Source organism: Rhodococcus sp. BH4, from assembly GCF_002079265.1.
GTDB lineage: Bacteria > Actinomycetota > Actinomycetes > Mycobacteriales > Mycobacteriaceae > Rhodococcus_F > Rhodococcus_F qingshengii.
Genome location: NZ_CP014941.1, coordinates 5,504,889 through 5,524,161 on the forward strand (window position 1 = coordinate 5,504,889; position 19,273 = coordinate 5,524,161).

Here is a 19,273-nt window from a genome sequence, read left to right on the forward strand (position 1 = left end):
TACCCCATTCCATGCGCAAGATTTGCGCTGTATGTCCATGCACAAGATCTGCACACGATGTAATCGATTGCCTTGATGAATTAGCAGGTTATGCGATCAACACCGGGTTGTGTCAAGGATTTCACAATTCGAATTTGTAAACGATTGCCTCAATCGCGTTACATGCGGGACACTGGACCGTGCGGTTCGATAACCTCGGACCCGAATCGAGCAGAAAACGGGGGACGCATGCGCAAGGCGACCATTCGCGATGTCGCGGAACTGGCCGGGGTGTCGACGGCCACCGTGTCGCGGGCACTGTCCGGATCCCGCCCTGTCTCGGACGAGCTTGCAGCGACGATCAAACGAGCCGCGGATTCTCTCGGATACTCGGGAAACATCATCGCCAGCTCGCTGCGTCGTAATCGGACGGACACTGTCGGAATGGTGGTTCCGAGTATCGCGAACCCCTTCTTCACTTCGCTGGTGGTCAACGTCGAACACGTCCTCGCTCGGCGCGGACTACAACTGTTCCTGTGCGATTCTCGTTCCGATCCCGACGTGGAAGCGCAGCGACTCAAGTCGCTCGTCTCCCGGCAAGTGGACGGAATCATCATCAGCCCGTGCCACGGCGAACTGAGTGCAGAAGCCGTCCGAGCCAGCGCGGCAACGCTTCCGGTCGTTCAACTGGACCGGTTTGCAATGGATACCCAGACGGACTGGGTCGGCGTCGACGACGACGCCGCTCAATCCCTGGTGATGGAGCATCTGTCGGAGCGTGGCGCGCAATCAGCCGCCTTCATCAGTTCCGAGCTGACCAATTCGTCAACAGAACTTCGCCGGGCCGGCTTCTTCCGCCACGCGGATCGAATGGGCATCGAAACTCGTGACGAGTGGACACAACTCGGCGAGTACTCGATCGAGTGGGGGCGCACGGCATCCAACATCATCCTGACCGGCAAAACTCGCCCCGACGCCCTGGTCTGCGCCGACGACTTGATCGCACTTGGCGTGTTGCAGACGTGTCACACATTGGGCATCGACGTTCCCGGCGACGTTCTGGTCACCGGTTTCGACAACATCCCATTCTCCGAATTGTGCAACCCACCGTTGACCACCGTCGGGCAGCCGCAGGAAAGAATCGCGGAAGAAGCTGTGCGACTTCTGGATCAGGCGATGAACAACTCTTCCGAGTCGACAGCCCACATCGCGCTTGCTCCTGAACTGATTGTCCGTCAGTCCACCGTCGGCCAAGCGGCGGCAACCGCACCGTAAGCAGCGATCGCATCGTCCAGTTCGGAAACCTTGACGCTTTCGTTGGCCGCATGCATCAGCGAGGGAGTGCCAGGGCCCCAGATCACGACGGGAGCACCAGGGGCGGCGGCGGCCAGTACCGAAGCGTCGGTGAAGTACGAAACCGGTTCGGTTGCAACAGGGATAGGCAGGGTGGCCAACCACGGGTCCGACGCGTCGGTACGCACACCTCCCAGATGAATCGACGTCTCCACCGAGTCGACTTCTGGTTGGGCTCGCCACCACGCGAGCAGGTCGGCGCCGTCTCCCACCGTGCGGTGATCGATCACCGCACGTGCACTGTCCGGCACGATGTTCGGAGCCGAACCCCCGCCGACCAAGCCGAGGTTCCAGGTTTCGGCACCCAGAAACGCGTCGGACGACAGCGGAAGCTCACGCCGGGCTCGGTCGACGACGTCAAGCAGTTTGAGGACGGCGTTGGTTCCTCGCTGCGGTGTACTCCCGTGCGCGGCTTTTCCTTTGACGGACACTTCGAGCCACAGTGCGCCGCGGTGCCCCAGGTTGATTCGGTTGCCCGTCGCCTCGGGAACGATGACGGCCCCGACCTCGAGATTCGCCACGGCGTCGGCCGAACGAACAGCCCCGAGCGATCCGATTTCCTCGTCGCTCGTCAGCAACAGCGCGACCGGGACTCCACGTTCGAAGGCTTCGACAACCGCGGCAGTAGCGGCAACAAGGCCGGCCTTCATATCCGATGTCCCTCTGCCGAGGAACAATTCGCCGTCGACCTGTGCGGCGTACGGGTCGAACTCCCAGTCGGAGACAGTGCCCACTGGCACCGTGTCCACGTGGCAGGCGAACAGTAGTCTCGCGGCCGAGGGTGCAGCTTCGTTGGTGATCAAGGCCCAGGGATGATTGCCGGTCAGGTCTGACTCCACCTTCGCCTGTGGCGCACGTGAGAGAACCAACGAGACAATCGAATCCATCGCCCGCCGTTGAGGAGCGGCCTCCCCCGAGACCGTGTCGAGAGCTACCAGTTCCGAGAGAAGTCCGAGGGAATCCATGTACCTATTCTTGCACTGCCACGGATTCAGTGCGCTGCCAGCTGGGCGATGACGACGTAATTGTCGTCGGTCGACTCTCCTTCGACGACATCACAATTGGCGAGGATCAGCCGTCCCGGAACCGATTCGCGCAACTCGTGAGCGCCCAGCAGCGAACCTTTGTGCAGCGGTCCGACTGTTTCGACGTCGTACTCAAGCGTGCCGTTCGGTGTACCCAGGAGAATTCGATCGCCCGGCTGCACTACCCGGAGCGCCCGGAACGGTGCTTCGCGAGTGGTGTAGTTGTGGCCGACCACGACAACTGTTTGTGTGGTCGACGTTCCCGGCATTCCGCTTTCACCCCACCACACCGGCAGTTCGTCGACGGGATTCAGTTGCTGCCCACTCTCGCCGCCGCGCATCAGTTTCTCCGAGTGCAACGGACTGCTCAGGTACGTGACCCCGGACGCAGACCTCAACTCGATCCTCTCGGGTTCTGCCGGATCGACGGTCACCGAAGCCGGTGCAGCCGCGATATGCGACTGCACCGGCGAGCGGTCAGGTAGCGATCCCGCGTTCTCGCCCGAACATCCGGATACGAGGAGGGCGAGGATCGCTACCGCCGAGAGACCGGCGCTACGCAGACGTGTTGCCCGGGCCGTCATGACGCTTGCGACGAACAACCACCGTCGTAGCTGCTGCGGCGGCAGCGCCCACGACTCCGACGCCGATCAATACAGCCGGCAGGTTGGAGTTGCTGCTACCGCTGGTGCTGCTGCTTGCGGTGTCACCGAGAGCAAGGTCGACCGGGGGCAGGCTTCCGGCGAGCGCCGGATCGCCGTCGGCATCGGTGACGTAGTAGTCGACGACGTCGAAGGCTCCCTTGTTGTTGTAGTAGCCGACCAGCTTGACGCCGGTCTTGTTCACTACAGCGGTGGTCTCGTCGACCTTCGTGACCCCGGAGCCGTCGTCGGTGTGCTCACCGATGATCACTTCACCGCCGACGCCTGTTCCGTTGTCGATCTCCTTCTCGCCCTTTGCCTTGAGCTCGTCGACGATCTTCTGCGCTGCATCCGCTTCGGCCTTTGCGGCGGCTGCAGCGGCCTGAGCTTCCTTGGCCTTTGCTGCCGCGGCGTCGGCCGCCGCCTTCGCGTCTTCGGCGGCCAGGTAGAGATCCTGCGCCTTCTTGCTCGCCGCTTCGGCAGCTTCGGCCTTCTTGGCGGCTTCGGCAGCCTTTTCGTCGGCGATGGCTCGCTTGTCGGTGGCAGCCTCGCCCGCAGCATCGGCTTCGGCCTGGGCCGTCTCCGCGGCCTTCTGCGCAGCGTCGGCATCCTTCTGCGCGGAAGCCGCAGTAGCCGCCGCTTCATCTGCGGCCTTACGGGCGGCGGTAGCAGCTTCTACCTCGGTGGCAGCTGCGGACTCGGCTGCCTTGGCCGTGGTTTCAGCGGCGGTGGCCACCTTCTGAGTTTCCTTGACGGTGATCGCGAGCTGCTTGGCATTCCAAGCTGCGGCCAACGCCTGAGCCTTAGCGACGGCTGCCTTCGCGAAATCCCAGTTCTTGAAGGCTTCCTCGGCTTCCTTGTTCTTGTCCGCTACCAGTTTGGCGTTTGCATCCGCGGCAGCCTTCGCCTCATCGGCCTTGGCCTGCAGAGCATTAGCCTCGGCGCGCGCCTTTGCTGCCTCTTCGGTCTTGGGCCCCGAACCGGCGGCCTTCGCAGCCTCCTCGAGTTCAGCAGCCTTGGCTGCGGCCGCGTCGGCTTCTGCCTGAGCTGTTTTTGCTACCTCTTTCGCATCGGCCGCCGCGGACTCCGCAACCTTGGCTGCCTCTTCGGCTTCCTTGGCAGACTGTTCCGCGGCCCCGGCCTCCGCCTTGGCCTTGGTCGATTCGACCGCCGCCTTGGTTGCCTCGACGCTCGCCTGGGTCATTGCCTCGGTCGCCTTCACCGAAGTGTCTGTCGCTGCGGACGAGTCGACCCCTGCCGTCGCGGCTGCTTCGGCGGCCTTCGCTGCCGCGTCGGCAGCTGCCTTGGCTTTTGCTTCGGCTTCCGCCAGTGCTGCAGCGTCCGTACCAGCGGTTTCGGCACTGCCCGTGCCCGCGACCCCGGCTTCAACCTTCTCCGGCGTGGTCTCGGTGCTCGTCGCCGCGTCGGCGTCGGTGGTGGCAGCTGCCTCTTCCTCGGCGCAGGTCACCAGCGGATCAGCGCTCGGGGTACACACGGTTTCCGGCTCTGCCGATGCAATTCCCGTGCCGCCCACCGCCAATCCGAGAGCTAGTACGGCACCGGCGGCCGCAGAGCGGACCCTCCGAGAATGGGCGATGGACTTCTCCGACATAGCGCTCAACCTTTCGGCCTTCTTTACGAAGACGGCAATTCCGGCGTGGACAGCCTTTACTTCGTCGGCTGACTTCCAGACGTTACGACCGGTCGGTCCGAAAAATTGAGAGCTGCTGCGCTAACCGCAGGAATCAGGACCGCGGAACGCGCCCCATCAGGTAGAACTCCGGATTGGGCAGCATGCCGGAGAAGCTCGCCATGCGATTGCTCAGCCCGAAGAATGCAGTGATCGCGGCGATGTCCCACGCGTCCTCGTCGCCGAAGCCGTGCACACGAAGGGCGTCGAAGTCGGCGTCGGCGATTTCGTGCGAGGCGGAGTTCACCTTGGTGGCGAAGTCGAGCATCGCGCGCTGACGATCGGAGATCTCTGCGGTGCGATAGTTGACCGCAACCTGGTCGGCAACCAACGGCTTCTTCTCGTAGATACGCAGAATTGCGCCGTGCGCGACAACGCAGTACGTACATTTGTTGGCCGCAGAGATCGTGGTGACGATCATTTCTCGATCACCCTTGGTGAGTGCGGGATCTTCCTTGAGCATGATCGCGTCGTGGTATGCGAAGAATGCCCGGAACTCGGCTGGGCGCCGAGCGAACATCAGGAAGACGTTGGGCACGAACCCCGACTTCTCCTGGATCTCGAGAATCTTGGCGGCGATGTCCTCGGGCACCTCGGTCAATTCAGCCTGCGGAAAACGGGTGCTCACTGTGCCTCCTGGTCAACCATCGATGTTCGATTCAAGATAATGATGATTAACTGAGTTGTCCAGATGCATTTCCTGCCCTACTTTTTCGGGCACGGATAGTCGGGTACGGCCCAAGTGATCTGCGTAGCGTGAAACCCGTGAACAGGAAGACACGATGATCGACGGACTGAACCGCGCGCTCGACTACATCGAAAGCAATCTGAGCGACGAGATCGAGACAGCCGAGATGGCAAGGCTGGCAACCACCTCGGAGTATCACTTTCGGAGGATGTTCTCGGCCCTGGCCGGCATTCCCGTATCCGAATACATCCGTCGACGTCGACTCACCCTAGCCGGTGCCGAGTTGTCCGTCAGTAGATCAGGAGTGTTGGAGACCGCCGTGAAGTACGGCTACTCGTCCGCGGAGGCCTTCACACGAGCGTTCACCGCATTTCACGGCGTGAGCCCCGGCGCGGTCAAACGCGCTCCCGCCGTTCTCAAATCCCAACAGAAACTTGTCATTCACGTGACACTGGAAGGAGCCACACCGATGGACTACATGCTTGTGGACAAACCTGCCCTGACGGTAGTCGGGTTCAAGACCCGGGTTCCATTGGTTCACGAAGGTCCCAATTCTGCGATCGAAGATTTCACCCGCTCCGTGGACAAGGTTGCGTTGCGAGGGTTGCGCGAGCTCTCCGATCAGGACCCGGCGGGAATCGTCAGTGTCGTCGACAATTTGGCGCATCCCAGAACCGAAGGCACAGAACTGGATTACTACCTGGGAGTGGTCACCGGCAAACCTTCACCCACGGGTTTCGATGCGCTGACGGTCGACGCGCACACGTGGGCCGTCTTCACCGCCGACGGGTCGGAAATCGAATCTGTGCAGTATTTGTGGCGAGATATCTACACGGAATGGTTCCCTGCCAACCCTTTTCGCTCCGTACCTGGTCCCGAGATCATGCGTACCGAATACAACGACGATTTCACCGTCGCACGGTTCGAGCTCTGGATTCCGGTCGAGAGCGAGCCGAGCGACGTCGGGGCGTAAAACAGCCGCCAGGTCGGATGGAAGTCACGACCCGGCGGCTGAGCCATCAGATGAAACAGACTGTCAAAGAATCAGTTTCGCTCCGGTAGCAGCAACCACGTCCTCGACGCTGATGCCCGGCGCCGTCTCCACCAGGCGGAGACCGTCGTCAGTCACGTCGATCACGGCCATGTCGGTGATGATTCGCTGGACGCAGCCCTTACCGGTCAGCGGAAGCGAGCACTCCTCGACGATCTTGTGCTCACCCTTCTTCGAGACGTGCTCCATCATCACGATGACGCGCTTTGCGCCGTGGACCAGATCCATCGCGCCGCCCATGCCTTTGACCATGTGGCCAGGGATCATCCAGTTCGCGAGGTCTCCGGTGGCACTGACCTGCATGGCACCGAGCACGGCAACGTCAACCTGGCCGCCGCGGATCATGCCGAACGACGCTGAGGAGTCGAAGAACGACGCACCGGGGAGAACGGTGATGGTCTCCTTGCCCGCATTGATCAGCTCGGGATCGAGTTCGTCCTCGGTCGGGTACGGCCCCACGCCCAGAACGCCGTTCTCCGAGTGCAATACAACGGTGATATCGGTCGGGAGGTAGTTCGGAACCAGCGTCGGCATACCGATGCCGAGGTTCACGTACTGCCCGTCCTCGAGTTCGCGCGCGACGCGGGCCGCCATCTCTTCGCGGGTAAGTTTGGTGGGTAGTACAGAAGTCATGCTCGTACCGTCCGATTCTCGATGCCGACCGTCACGGGGCCGACGTGGACAACACGCTGAACGTGAATGCCCGGCGTGTGGATCTCGGCGGGGTCGAGCTCACCCGGCTCTACGAGGTGCTCGACCTGCGCAATGGTGATGCGCCCCGACGTTGCTGCAGCCGGATTGAAGTTCTGGGTACTCGCGCGGTAGACGAGGTTGCCATGCCGGTCACCTTTCCAGGCATGGACCAGTGCATAGTCGGCGACGATGCCGCGCTCCATCACGTAGGTGACGCCGTCGAAGTCACGAGTTTCCTTGGGCGGACTGGCAACTGCGATGCCGCCGCTGCCGTCGTAACGCAGTGGCAGGCCGCCGTCGGCGACCTGGGTGCCGACGCCGGCCGGGGTGAAGAACGCGGGGATGCCCGCTCCCCCGGCGCGCATGCGCTCGGCGAGCGTGCCCTGCGGCGTGAGTTCTACTTCCAGCTCACCAGAAAGGTACTGACGCGCGAACTCCTTGTTGGAGCCGACGTACGAGCTGACAGTACGACGGATACGCCCCTTCTCCAGAAGCACTCCGAGCCCGAACCCGTCGGTGCCGCAGTTGTTGCTCACCGTTTCGAGTGATGTCGCGCCCTGCTCGAGGAGCGCATCGATGAGGATTTCCGGCACTCCGACGAGCCCGAAACCTCCGACAGCGATCGTGACGCCGTCCGGCACGTCGGCGACGGCCTCGGCAGCAGTGGGAATGACTTTGTCCATCATGTCGATCACAGTAGCGCGACCCGTACGTATTGTGAACCCCCGTCCGCATAACGAACATTTTTCGCCCCCGGCATTGCCTGGGTCACATCTACGAACTATTCTGTTCGCAGAGCGCAACACATGTACACATTGCGAACAACTTCACGTAACCGAACGACGAGGTTCCCTATGCTGCATCTACCGCCGAGGTACCAGCGGCCGACTGGCGTCAACGCCCCGGCCGATTTCGCGGACTACAAGACGACTTCCCTTCGCCACCCGAAGCAGCCGCTGAAGCTGCTCCCCCAGCGGCTCACGGAGCTCACCGGGCCGGTATTCGGCGAAGATCGCGTCGGCGCCGGCGAAAACGACCTGACCATTGCCAACGGCGGCGAAGCACAGGGACAGCGCATCGTCGTTCACGGCCGCGTACTCGACGGCGACGGAAAACCCGTCCCCCACACACTGCTCGAGGTGTGGCAGGCCAACGCCGGTGGACGCTACCGCCACACCGGCGACAACTGGCCCGCGCCGCTGGATCCGTTCTTCAACGGCCTGGGTCGCTGCGTCACCGACGCGAACGGCCACTACAGCTTCACCACGATCAAGCCGGGCGCCTACCCGTGGATGAACCACGACAACGCCTGGCGACCGGCACACATCCATTTCTCGCTGTTCGGCACGGCATTCACGCAGCGCCTCGTGACGCAGATGTACTTCCCCGACGATCCGATGTTCTTCCAGGACCCGATCTACAACGCGGTACCCGAAGCAGCACGTCACCGCATGGTCAGCGTCTTCGACTACGACGCCACAGTCCCCAACTGGGCTCTCGGGTTCCGCTTCGACATCGTCCTGCGCGGCCGTAACGCCTCCGTATTCGAGAACGAGGAAGACCACGATGACTGATCACACCGCGAAGCCCGCACCCACTTATCCGGTCGTCCCCGGCGACTTCACCACCGCCCCCTTCGGTGTCACGCCCTCTCAGACCGTCGGGCCGTACTGGCACATCGGCCTCCCCTGGACGGACGGCCCCGACGCCGCTCCCGCCGATGCCCCCGGACGAATCACGCTGGCCATCACGGTGATCGACGGCGCCCGTACACCCGTCGCCGACGCGATGATCGAAACATGGCAGGCCGATACGCTCGGACGCTTCAACCATCCGGACGATCCCCGTGGCGCAGTGGAGCTCACTCCGGCTGGTTTTCGCGGATGCGCCCGCAGCGCAGCGGATCCCACGGGCACTGCACTGGTCCACACTGTCAAGCCCGGTGCGCAGCCCACTGAAACGGATGCGAACGAGGCCCCACACGTGAACGTGTCGGTCTTCGCTCGCGGCATGCTCGACCGCCTGGTCACCCGCTTGTACTTCCCCGAGGACACCGACGCACACGCAACAGATCCGGTGCTGTCCTCACTGAGCGAAACCGAACGCGCGAAGCTGGTTGCAACCAAGGTCGACGGTGGGTACTCCTGGACGGTCTATGTTCAGGACGAGGACGCGAACGGCGTCGAGACGCCCTTCTTCGAACTGTAGAGGAGTACACATGCCCACTCGCGGCGCACTGTTCGATCCGGTGTTCGGGGCCACCCGAGTAGCGGAACACCTGTCCGACCAGGCGTGGGTCACCGCGTTGCTCGACGTGGAAGCCGCGCTGAGTTGTGCGATGGCCACAGTCGGATTGGCGGACGGGGAACACTGCGCCGCGGTGGCTGCTGCCGCGGCCGAACTCTCACAACCGGGCGGTCTGGACATCGTGGCGCTCGGCCGCGCGTCGGCCGCCGGCGGAAATCCCGTCATTCCGCTGGTGAAGATGCTGCGCGAAAGGGTCGGACAGGAAGGTGTGCCTGCCTCCGTGGTGCATCCGGGAGCCACCAGCCAGGACATCATGGATGATGCTCTCATGCTGTTGACGCGACGCGCGGGCGCGGTCGTTCTTGCCGACCTGACGCGCGCCGCCGATTCCGCCGCCCACCTCGCCCGCCTCCATCGCTCTACTCCTATGGTCGCGAGAACCCTGGGACAACAAGCACTTCCGACCACCTTCGGGCTACTGGCATCGAGTTGGTTCACCGCACTCGACGCCGCAGCGATTCGCCTCGAGATCGTGCTGTCCACGTTGCCGGTTCAATTCGGCGGAGCCGCAGGAACACTCGCTGCGTTGTATCCCGACGGGCTCAGGATCGCCGATGCACTGGCAGACGAACTCGGCCTGGCCAGGCAGGTTGCTCCCTGGCACACCGACCGCGTGACCATCGCAGAACTCGCGACCACACTCGGTATCGTCGCCGGCGCCGTTTCCAAGCCCGCCACCGACATCACCGTCATGGCGTCCACCGAACTGTCCGAGGTTGCCGAGAGCGCTCCGGGCGGCTCATCGGCCATGCCGCACAAGCAGAATCCGGTTGCCGCGATCACCGCCCGCGCGGCAGCGCGACGTGCTCCCGCGCTGGTGGCCACAGCCCTGTCGAACATGGATCACGAATTCGCTCGCGCCGCAGGCCCCTGGCACGCCGAGTGGGAAACCGTCACCGATCTCCTGCGTCTGGCAGGCGGAGCGGCGCACCAGCTTTCCGTGAGCCTCACCGGCCTGCAAGTACACACCGAGTCGATGGCTCGCAATCTCGACATCACCGGTGGCCTGATTCTCGCCGAGCGTGTCACCAAGGCCCTGTCCGCACACACTGATCGAGCGCGCGACATCGTCACCGCGGCAGCCACTTCCGGAACCAGATTGGATCGTGATCCCGCCATCGCAGAGCACCTGAGCGAAACCGAGATCGCCGAACTACTCGACCCCGCACACTATCTGGGCCACGCCACCGATCTGGTCGACCGCGCCCTCGCCGAACGCCCCACAGGAGGATCTCGATGAGCGTCGCGCTCAACTTTCAACAGACCGGCAATCTCGATGCCCCGGCAGTGGTTCTCCTGGGTTCACTCGGATCCGATCTGTCCATGTGGCAGCCGCAGATTCACGCGCTGTCGAATCGCTACCGCGTCATCGCCGTCGACCATCGCGGCCACGGCAAGTCACCGGTGCCTACGGGCCCCTACTCAATTGCCGATCTCGCCGGCGATGTCATCGCTCTCCTCGATTCGCTCGAACTCGAGTCCGTACATCTCGTCGGGCTCTCCCTCGGCGGCGCTGTCAGCCAATGGATCGCCGCGCACCACCCCACTCGCGTCGAGACGTTGACATTGATGTGCACGTCCTCGCAGTTCGCCCCGGCTCAACCGTGGATCGATCGTGCTCGGGCTGTCCGTGCGGACGGTATTGCATCCATCGCGGCCGCCGTCGTCGGACGCTGGTTCACGCCGGGACTGGCCGAGAACGATCCGGAGCTTGTCGCCCGTCACGTCGCGATGGTCGAAGCCACACCCGACGAGGGCTATGCCGCCTGCTGCGAGGCGCTTTCGACGTGGGACGGCCGCAACGACCTGGCCCGCATCGTCGCTCCGACGCTCCTCATCGCTGGCGAGCAGGATCCGGCGACGCCTCCGTCGACGTTGAGCGCGATCGCCGACGGCATCGCCGATGCGGTACTGCACGTGGTCGATCCGGGCGCACACCTGGCCAACGTCGAACAAGCCGGGCGCGTCACCAAACTACTTGCAACGCATATTGCCTCGCACACATCTGCGCTCGCCCAACGTAGCGCCGCGGTGTCGGCCGGCATGACCGTACGACGCCAGGTGCTCGGCGACGCCCACGTCGACCGTTCCATTGCCGGTGCCACCGAGTTCACCGCCCCTTTCCAGGACTTCATCACTCGCACGGCGTGGGGTGACATCTGGTCGCGCCCCGGCCTCGATCACCACACCCGCAGGCTCCTCACTCTCGCGATCCTCACCGCCGTCGGCAACGAACACGAACTCGACATGCACATTCGCGCTGCGCTGCGTGCCGGGATCGATCCCGACGAACTCGTGGAAGTATTTCTCCATACCGCGGTCTACGCGGGTGTGCCGAACAGCAACTTGGCTTTTGCGCTGGGAAAGCAAGCACTCGCGGACCTCTCGGCCGAACCTGAGGAGAACGAGACAACATGAGTGAGAACAGCAGCGAGCAGGCGCCGGGACCGTCCCCGGACTACGTGCAGTCGCTGGCCCGTGGGCTTTCCGTCATCAAGGCTTTCGACGGTGAGCACCCGCGTCGCACCCTCAGCGAGGTTGCCAGGCACACCGATCTCACGCGTGCGACCGCTCGCCGCTTCCTGCTCACACTCGTCGAACTCGAATACGTACGTACTGACGGTTCGGTGTTCTGGTTGACGCCCCGTGTCCTCGAACTCGGCTACAGCTACCTCTCCAGTCTGTCCCTTCCCGAGATCGCCGGGCCGCATCTGGAAGCCTTGTCCGCCAAGGTCCGTGAATCCACGTCCGTGTCGATCCTCGACGGTGACGACGTCGTGTACGTGGCTCGTGTTCCGGTCAGCCGCATCATGACGGTGTCCATCACCATCGGCACGCGCTTTCCCGCGTACGCCACATCCATGGGTCGAGTTCTGCTCGCAGGCTTGCCGGACGACGCACTGGACGCCTACCTCGCCCGAGTGTCCTTCGCCCGCCTGACCGGCAAGACCATCTCCACCGCCGACGGACTGCGTGCCGAACTCGAGAAGATTCGCGCCGACGGGTTCGCGATTGTCGATCAGGAACTCGAAGAGGGTCTGCGCTCGCTCGCCGCACCCATCCGGGACGCGACCGGTGACGTGGTCGCGGCCGTCAACATCTCCACCCAAGCCGCCCGCTACAGCGCCGAAGCTGTTCGCGGTGAACTGGTTCCGGCCGCAGTCGCCACCGCGGACGCCATCTCCGTCGATCTCGGACGTACTCAGTCGTCCAACAATCACTCGGCTGCCACCCGCTGACCGAGCAGACCCAAGGAAGAACCAATGCCTGACGTTGTCATCTGTGAACCGCTCCGTACCCCTGTCGGCCGCTTCGGCGGTGTCTTCCGTGACGTAGCCCCGGAAGATCTCGCCTCGACGCTGATCACCGAACTCGTCACGCGTACCGGCATTTCCGGCGCGGAGATCGACGACGTCATTCTCGGCCAGGCTTCGCCGAACGGTGAGGCTCCGGCGATCGGACGCATCGCGGCGCTCAACGCGGGTCTGGGCATCGATGTTCCCGGCATGCAGGTGGATCGCCGGTGCGGGTCGGGATTACAGGCAGTCATCCAGGCCGTCATGCAGGTTCAGTCCGGTGGCAGTGACCTGGTCCTCGCGGGCGGTGCCGAGTCGATGAGCCAGGCCGAGTTCTACGCAACCGGAATGCGTTGGGGCGTCAAGGGTGAAGGAGTTGCGCTCAGCGATCGTCTCGCGCGGGCCCGCGTCACAGCCGGCGGACGTGACTTCCCGGTTCCCGGCGGAATGATCGAAACGGCAGAGAACCTGCGCGCCGAGTTCTCCATCAGCCGCGAGGATCAAGATGCACTCGCGGTTCAATCCCATCAGCGTGCAGTCGCCGCACAGAAGAACGGCGTCTTCGCCGAAGAAATCGTTCCGGTATCCGTTCCGCAGCGCAAGGGCGAGGCCCTGCTCGTCGACACCGACGAGCATCCACGCGCCGACACCTCGATGGAATCGCTTGCGCGCCTTCGTCCCATGCGCGCAAAGATCGACCCCGACTCCACCGTGACTGCAGGTAATGCCAGCGGTCAGAACGACGGCGCAGCACTGGCGATCGTCACCACCGCCGACAAAGCTCGTACCCTCGGACTGCGACCGCTCGCACGCCTCGCGAGTTGGAGCGTTGCGGGCGTTCCGCCGCGCACCATGGGCATCGGCCCCGTACCGGCGTCGGAGAAGGCACTCGGCCGCCTCGGATTGACCCTGGCGGACATGGACGTCATCGAACTCAACGAAGCCTTTGCGGCACAAGCACTTGCAGTCCTGCAGAGCTGGAATCTCGAGGCCGACGACCCACGCATCAACCCCAACGGCTCCGGCATCTCCCTCGGACATCCGGTCGGAGCTACGGGTGGACGAATCCTGGCCACCCTGTTGCGCGAGATGGACCGTCGCGAAGCGCGTTACGGCCTCGAGACGATGTGCATCGGCGGCGGGCAGGGCCTGGCTGCGGTCTTCGAGCGCCTGTCCTGATCAAGCCCCGACGTGCGGGACGCCGGAGTCACCGAGTTCGCCGCGTAGGCCGTCGAGAAAGACACGCAGCAGGTCGGTGAGTTCGGCCTGCTGCTGCTCGGTGAGAATCGACGTCAGTCCGGCTTCACGGCCGAGGACTCGGTCCACCAATTGCTCCACCAGTTCGTGACCGGCGGCAGTGAGGGTCACGAGCACTATTCGTGACCCTTCCGCGGCGGAAGACCTCTCCACCAGACCCGCATTCTCCGCGCGCGCGAGTCGCTGCGAGATCGCACCGGCCGTGACTCCGGTCTGCTCGGTGATCTGGCGAGTCGTCAACTGATACGGCTCGCCGGATCGCCGCAGGACACTGAGCAGGTCCAGCGTCGCGGTGTCCGCACCGGCCGAGGCGAGTACCCGTCGGCGATCCTCACCGAGCAGCTTGGCGCACATCCACAGCCTGGTCACGATGCCGATGCCCTCTACCGGCGTGCCCGGCCTTTCGCGAAGCCAGGCCAACGCGACCGCGTCCACCGCGTCGTCCGGGTTGTAGTCGCCCACCACTGCACACCTCGTTTAGCTCTAAATGATACGTTCTTCGTATAGGTCTAAACGTAGCTCACGGAGGTAGGCATGACACGCACAGTTCTGGTAACCGGCGGCGGAACAGGGATCGGACGCGCAGTTGCAGCGGCGTTCGCCCGAGACGGAGACACAGTTTTTGTCACCGGCCGACGCACGGAAACACTCGAAAAGACCGCGGAGGAGTTGGGCGATAATGTTCACGCCTTGACGTGTGACAACTCCGACCCGAAAGACCTGAAGCGGCTGCAGGATTCACTTCCGGGAACCATCGACGTCGTGGTGCACTGCGCCGGCGGCAACACGGACTTCGATCGCGAAGCGCCGTCAGATCTGGAATCCCTGGCCGCCGGGTGGCGGGCCAATCTGGACTCCAATCTGATCTCGGCAGTGTTGACCACAGCAGCAGTTCGAGATCGAATCCCCAGTGGCGGTGCCGTCATCACCATCGGATCGATTGCCGCCGACAAGGGAGCTGGAGCGTACGGCGCTGCCAAAGCAGCAGTTGCCACGTGGAATATCGATCTGGCCGCCGAACTGGGCCCAGAAGGCATCACCGCGAACATCGTCTCCCCCGGTTACATCGCCGACACCGAGTTCTTCCGGGACTTTCTGACGGACGAGCGTCGCGCGATGCTGATCGAATCCACCAGCACCAAGCGCGCCGGAACCCCGGACGACATCGCATCAGCCGTCCATTTCTTGGCCTCACCGGGTGCCCGGCAGATCACCGGTCAGGTATTGGCAGTCAACGGCGGCGAGAGAACCAGTCGCTGATCACGCCAGGTGGCGCTCGAAGAACGAGTCGATTCGCTTCCAGGCATCCTGTGCTGCAACAGGATCGGGACCGATTCCGAGAATGCGCTCCAAAGGACGAAGCACCTTGGGTCCGGCCTCCGCGTCGTTGAGGAACGCGTGGCCGGCGGTGGGGTACTCCTTGACGTCGTTCTCGATACCGGCATTGCTGAGCGCCGTCTCCAGCTTCGCTGCAGCACCCCGGAGCGAAAAGTCCTTGCCTCCGAAACTCCCGACGATCGGGCACGCATCCACCACGGCCTCATCGAGTTTGCGTGGAAGCTGACCGTAATTGACCGAGGCAGCGTCGAAATCTCCGGCGCTGACCAGCGCGAAGCCGCCGCCCATGCAGAATCCGATGACACCGATCTTTCCGGTGCAGTCCCGGGATTCCACCAGCCAACTGCGAGCGACTTCGATGTCGGTGAACGCCTTGCCGTGTCCTCGAAGCATCGACGTCATGGTGGGCACTAGGCACCGCTTCGCCCCGCCCGCGCTGTAGAGGTCGACAGCGAGCGTCAGGAATCCCGCAGCGGCCAGCCGCTTGGCTTGCCGCTGCATCACCTCCTCGAGCCCGAAGGCCTCGTGAATCATCACTACCCCCGGCCACGGGCCGGGGGTAGTGGGGGTTTCGAGTATCGCTCGCAGCGGTTGTGATCCGCCGACTACTGCGGCGCGGCCCGTCAGATCTATGTCCACCATGTTTCGATGCTAGGCCGACGCAGGGTCCGTACGCTCAGAAGCGAGGTCAGGGGAGTTGTTTTCCCTGGCCCGCCGCAAGCCCGGTCAAGACCTCGGCGAGCTGCGGCAAGGCGTACGGCGCGCTCAGTGGACCGAAATTGTCGACAAAGGCATTCGAGAGCAGAAGTTCGACCGGCGCATAGGCTCGCGCCTTCACCGCGGGGAGGTTCTGGAAAACTGCGAAGTTCTCCAACCTCGTCGTCGCTTCCTGATCAGAAGCGAGGCTGAGCAAAATGTCTGCGGGTGCGAGTACCTCCGCCTGCTCCATCGACAGCGCAGTCATCTGCTCGGCGTTGTATCCGCGATAGTCGAGTCCGAGTTCGCGCAGCAGAACCCCGGGCGCACTGGCATCCCCCTGCACATACAACTGATCGCCGTACATCGAGCCGATCATGATCGTCTTGCCACCCAAGCCGTTCAGGGAAGCTGCGGTGTCGGAGATCAGAGCGTCGGTCCGGGCGATCGCTGCAGCAGCAGCCTCGTCGACAAATGCGGCCTGCCCGACCGTGGCGACGCCGTCACGCCACGAGGTGGTCCAGTCCAGCGCGATGACCGGAGCGATCTGACTGAGCCTCTCGGCTGCAGGTTCGAGATAAGTCTTCATTCCGATGATGAGGTCCGGCGAGTAGCGCGCGATGATTTCCGGGTTGATTTCGCCTGTGGTGCCGAAGCTTTCGAGGTCGGCTATTCCCGCGGTGCTCTGCCAAGGCAGTGAACCGCGGTCCCACGATCCTGTGTTGCCGTAGGCGACTGGGTGAACGCCGAGCGAGAGCAGGAATTCCAGATCCGTGAAGTCGCTGGCAACAACGATCCTTTCCGGCTTTCCCGAGATCGTGGTGGTTCCGAGCGCATTGATCACCTCACGTTGTTCGCCGGCATCAGAAGCATCTGATGTAGTCGAACACCCCGCAAGGATGGCGGCCGCCGCCAGTGCGCCGACCCCGAAGAACCCGCGGCGACTGAGCTGGTCCACAAGTTCAGACGTCGTGGATTCACAAATCGTTCCGTACATGTATGCACTCTCCTTCTCGGCGACTGCTGCGCGCGCCGAGGGCACAGCGAAAGAGAGGTTAGCCCACCCTCATCTTCCATAGGGTTCCTACGTTTGCGATTCCGAGAGATCGGAGCGATAAAAATGGACCGTTCTCGAGCGGACAAGTACATTCCCGCTGATCTATCACCGCAGGCAGTTGGGCGAGCCACCAGTCCCTGCCTTCTGCGATCGGGTCGCTCCAGCGTCGAAAATCAGTCGAAGATCAGTTGCCATTCCCTCCTCGAAAGCTTCCGAATTACCGTCTTTTGCACGTCGCCCACCGTTCGACTTGCGCGGCGTGGGAGGATAGACATATCGAGATCGGGACTTCGATGTGAGGGCCCGGATCGAGTTTGTAGGGAGTATCGGTATGGCACAGGGCATCGTGAAGTGGTTCAACGGCGAAAAGGGCTTTGGTTTCATCGCTCCCGACGACGGAACACCGGACGTGTTCGTTCATTACTCTGAAATCTCGGGCAACGGCTACAAGTCGCTCGACGAGAACCAGCGTGTGGAGTTCGAGGTTGGCCAGGGCCAGAAGGGTCCTCAGGCCACCAATGTGCGCGCTGTCTGATCAGTGACACAAGAAGAGGGCCGCACCCGCAAGGGTGCGGCCCTCTTCTGCATCGGATTCACCTCTGAATCACTGATCCTGAATGACGGCCAACGCTCCAACGATGTTCGACTCCGCCACCGACTTCGAGATTCCGAGATCAGCCAGAACACCTGATCCGTCTTCGAGTTCGAGCAGTGCGAGCAGGATGTGCTCGGTTCCGATGTAGTTGTGGCCCAGGCGAAGAGCCTCACGGAACGTCAGTTCCAGGACCTTGCGCGCACGAGCGTCGTACGGAATGAGTTCTGGTAGTTCGGAAGTCGGAGCCGGTAGTACACCGGCCACTGCAGCTCGGACGGATCCGAGCTCCACCCCCTGCGCCACTATCGCCTTCGCAGCCAACCCGGCAGGCTCCTCGACGAGCCCCAGGAGCAGGTGCTCCGGCCGGATCTCTGCGTTACCGGCGGCGCGGGCTTCGTTCTGCGAGGCCATGACGACGTTCTTCGCCCGGGGAGTGAACCGGTTGAACCCTTCGTTCGGATCCATCGGCTTCTGATCACTCGGCGCCTTGGGAACAAAACGCTTCTGCGCAGCCTGCTTCGAGACACCCATGCTCGCGCCGATCTCCGTCCACGACGCTCCCGACCTGCGCGCCTGGTCGACGAAGTGACCGATCAGGTGATCTGCAACTTCACCGAGATGATCAGCGGCAATCACGGCGTCGGAGAGTTGGTCGAGAGCATCGGTGTGCACCTTCTTGATCGCGTCGATGAGGTCGTCGAGTCGAACCTTGTTGGTCATTTCCACTGGCTTGCTCATGCGTCAACCATAGGTTGACGCAATCGAAAACGTCAACCCTAGGTTGACGATCGTTTTCGCCGCACAGCGATTAGCCGGAAAAGAACTCACGCAGAGCCGGGACAATAGCGTCGTCGGCAACGCCGTGACCCTGACCGGGGATCTCCAAAGTCTTTGTCCCCGAGACTTTTGCAGCGATTCTCGTCGCCGAGGCAGGTGCCCATTGACCACTGTTACCGCCGTACATGACCAATGTAGGGACGGTAATGGAGGCAAGCCAGTCGAGCGACTGACAGCCGTGATCACACACCGCGACGTCGTAAGGCAAGGTGTGCGCGATGGCGCACATGTCGGGCCAATCGGCACTCCGCTTGATCTCGTCGACCATCTCCGCGGATGCACCGGTCAGATCCAGAAAACGCGTCACAGCACCTTCCCTGTCGCCGCCCGCAATCAATCGCTCCAGGTCACTTTGGGCAGTCTCGTCACGCTGGTCGTCGTCCATGTACGGCGCCTCGTAGACGGCGAGCTTACGCATCGGAACGGCCTGCGCAGCGGCCTCCAAAGCCAGCGCGGCACCCGACGACAATCCGTAAACGAGCGGTGTTTCACCGGTGGCAGCGACGACCGCCCGCAAGTCCTCCACCTCGGCGTCGATCGAGAACGCGCGACTGTCACCGCTGTCCCCGCGTCCGCGCCTGTCGTACGAATACACCGTGAAGTCCGCCGCCAACTCTGCAGCCAGGGAATCGAACCATCCGCGGTCGCAGAACGCTCCGGCGACCAGGACCACTGCTGGTCCGGCACCGGAGCGTTCGTATGCGATGGTCGTACCGTCGCGGGATTGCACTACCGCTGGGGATTGCTCTGTTTGCACGTCGATCTCCTCA

General features: G+C 63.1%; 21 protein-coding genes. 10 read left to right on the top strand and 11 right to left on the bottom strand.

Annotated features, from left to right (window positions below; translation table 11 throughout):
• The first annotated feature begins 228 nt into the window (after positions 1-228).
• A complete protein-coding gene (locus A0W34_RS25465; RefSeq protein WP_003939717.1) occupies positions 229-1,254 on the top strand; it encodes a LacI family DNA-binding transcriptional regulator in 1,026 nt (341 codons plus the stop codon).
• Here the strand turns inward: A0W34_RS25465 and A0W34_RS25470 are convergent.
• From A0W34_RS25470 to A0W34_RS25485, 4 genes are all read right to left on the bottom strand, one after another.
• Complete coding sequence (locus tag A0W34_RS25470) at positions 1,215-2,297, bottom strand: M20/M25/M40 family metallo-hydrolase (RefSeq protein ID WP_058037939.1); 1,083 nt, start codon at positions 2,295-2,297, stop codon at positions 1,215-1,217. The two genes, A0W34_RS25465 and A0W34_RS25470, sit on opposite strands and share 40 nt — an antisense overlap.
• Positions 2,298-2,323: 26 nt before the next feature.
• Positions 2,324-2,941: a sortase domain-containing protein gene (locus A0W34_RS25475; protein WP_081558473.1), complete on the bottom strand. Its 618-nt coding sequence runs from the start codon at positions 2,939-2,941 to the stop codon at positions 2,324-2,326.
• Entirely contained in the window at positions 2,913-4,610 is a 1,698-nt protein-coding gene (locus A0W34_RS25480; RefSeq protein WP_081558474.1) for a hypothetical protein, read from the bottom strand. Before A0W34_RS25480 ends, A0W34_RS25475 begins: the two co-directional genes overlap by 29 nt.
• 133 nt (positions 4,611-4,743) lie before the next feature.
• Positions 4,744-5,316: a peroxidase-related enzyme gene (locus A0W34_RS25485; protein ID WP_081558475.1), complete on the bottom strand. Its 573-nt coding sequence runs from the start codon at positions 5,314-5,316 to the stop codon at positions 4,744-4,746.
• 154 nt (positions 5,317-5,470) lie between these two features.
• Here A0W34_RS25485 and A0W34_RS25490 point away from each other — a divergent pair, with 154 nt between their 5' ends.
• A complete protein-coding gene (locus A0W34_RS25490; RefSeq protein WP_081558476.1) occupies positions 5,471-6,349 on the top strand; it encodes an AraC family transcriptional regulator in 879 nt (292 codons plus the stop codon).
• Between the two features lie 63 nt (positions 6,350-6,412).
• Here the strand turns inward: A0W34_RS25490 and A0W34_RS25495 are convergent, their stop codons facing one another.
• On the bottom strand, positions 6,413-7,060 hold the full coding sequence (locus A0W34_RS25495; protein WP_007730017.1) for a CoA transferase subunit B: 648 nt from the start codon (positions 7,058-7,060) through the stop codon (positions 6,413-6,415).
• Positions 7,057-7,803 carry a CoA transferase subunit A gene (locus A0W34_RS25500; protein ID WP_030536554.1) on the bottom strand — a complete coding sequence of 249 codons (747 nt, stop codon included), beginning with the start codon at positions 7,801-7,803 and terminating at the stop codon, positions 7,057-7,059. The genes A0W34_RS25495 and A0W34_RS25500 overlap by 4 nt, the downstream gene beginning before the upstream one ends.
• Before the next feature lie 171 nt (positions 7,804-7,974).
• Here A0W34_RS25500 and pcaH point away from each other — a divergent pair, with 171 nt between their 5' ends.
• The 6 genes from pcaH to A0W34_RS25530 are packed head-to-tail and all read left to right on the top strand — an operon-like array spanning position 7,975 to position 13,902.
• The gene (gene pcaH, locus A0W34_RS25505; protein WP_007730015.1) at positions 7,975-8,694 is read left to right on the top strand and encodes a protocatechuate 3,4-dioxygenase subunit beta; all 720 of its coding nucleotides are present in this window, start codon (positions 7,975-7,977) and stop codon (positions 8,692-8,694) included.
• Complete coding sequence (gene pcaG, locus A0W34_RS25510; protein ID WP_081558477.1) at positions 8,687-9,328, top strand: protocatechuate 3,4-dioxygenase subunit alpha; 642 nt, start codon at positions 8,687-8,689, stop codon at positions 9,326-9,328. The genes pcaH and pcaG overlap by 8 nt, the downstream gene beginning before the upstream one ends.
• Before the next feature lie 10 nt (positions 9,329-9,338).
• Entirely contained in the window at positions 9,339-10,667 is a 1,329-nt protein-coding gene (pcaB, locus tag A0W34_RS25515) for a 3-carboxy-cis,cis-muconate cycloisomerase (RefSeq protein ID WP_081558478.1), read from the top strand.
• Positions 10,664-11,845, top strand: a complete 1,182-nt coding sequence (pcaDC, locus tag A0W34_RS25520; RefSeq protein WP_063315726.1) for a bifunctional 3-oxoadipate enol-lactonase/4-carboxymuconolactone decarboxylase PcaDC — start codon at positions 10,664-10,666, stop codon at positions 11,843-11,845. The genes pcaB and pcaDC overlap by 4 nt, the downstream gene beginning before the upstream one ends.
• On the top strand, positions 11,842-12,666 hold the full coding sequence (locus tag A0W34_RS25525; protein WP_007730008.1) for an IclR family transcriptional regulator domain-containing protein: 825 nt from the start codon (positions 11,842-11,844) through the stop codon (positions 12,664-12,666). Before pcaDC ends, A0W34_RS25525 begins: the two co-directional genes overlap by 4 nt.
• A gap of 24 nt (positions 12,667-12,690) precedes the next feature.
• The gene (locus A0W34_RS25530; RefSeq protein WP_030536550.1) at positions 12,691-13,902 is read left to right on the top strand and encodes an acetyl-CoA C-acetyltransferase; all 1,212 of its coding nucleotides are present in this window, start codon (positions 12,691-12,693) and stop codon (positions 13,900-13,902) included.
• Here A0W34_RS25530 and A0W34_RS25535 read toward each other — a convergent pair whose 3' ends face one another.
• The gene (locus tag A0W34_RS25535) at positions 13,903-14,442 is read right to left on the bottom strand and encodes a MarR family winged helix-turn-helix transcriptional regulator (protein ID WP_232329925.1); all 540 of its coding nucleotides are present in this window, start codon (positions 14,440-14,442) and stop codon (positions 13,903-13,905) included. It lies immediately after the preceding gene.
• Positions 14,443-14,514: 72 nt separating this feature from the next.
• Between A0W34_RS25535 and A0W34_RS25540 the strand changes: the two genes are divergently transcribed.
• Positions 14,515-15,240: an SDR family NAD(P)-dependent oxidoreductase gene (locus A0W34_RS25540; RefSeq protein ID WP_058226621.1), complete on the top strand. Its 726-nt coding sequence runs from the start codon at positions 14,515-14,517 to the stop codon at positions 15,238-15,240.
• Here the strand turns inward: A0W34_RS25540 and A0W34_RS25545 are convergent, their stop codons facing one another.
• Entirely contained in the window at positions 15,241-15,960 is a 720-nt protein-coding gene (locus A0W34_RS25545; RefSeq protein WP_058226622.1) for a dienelactone hydrolase family protein, read from the bottom strand. It lies immediately after the preceding gene.
• A gap of 46 nt (positions 15,961-16,006) precedes the next feature.
• Complete coding sequence (locus tag A0W34_RS25550) at positions 16,007-17,056, bottom strand: ABC transporter substrate-binding protein (protein ID WP_223304582.1); 1,050 nt, start codon at positions 17,054-17,056, stop codon at positions 16,007-16,009.
• 346 nt (positions 17,057-17,402) lie between these two features.
• Here A0W34_RS25550 and A0W34_RS25555 point away from each other — a divergent pair, with 346 nt between their 5' ends.
• Positions 17,403-17,606, top strand: coding sequence for a cold-shock protein (locus A0W34_RS25555; RefSeq protein WP_003939930.1), 204 nt, complete (start codon positions 17,403-17,405; stop codon positions 17,604-17,606).
• A gap of 69 nt (positions 17,607-17,675) precedes the next feature.
• Here the strand turns inward: A0W34_RS25555 and A0W34_RS25560 are convergent, their stop codons facing one another.
• Positions 17,676-18,404 carry a Clp protease N-terminal domain-containing protein gene (locus A0W34_RS25560; RefSeq protein ID WP_081558480.1) on the bottom strand — a complete coding sequence of 243 codons (729 nt, stop codon included), beginning with the start codon at positions 18,402-18,404 and terminating at the stop codon, positions 17,676-17,678.
• A 70-nt stretch (positions 18,405-18,474) separates the two neighbouring features.
• Entirely contained in the window at positions 18,475-19,260 is a 786-nt protein-coding gene (locus tag A0W34_RS25565; protein WP_081558481.1) for an alpha/beta fold hydrolase, read from the bottom strand.
• Between the last annotated feature and the right edge of the window lie 13 nt (positions 19,261-19,273).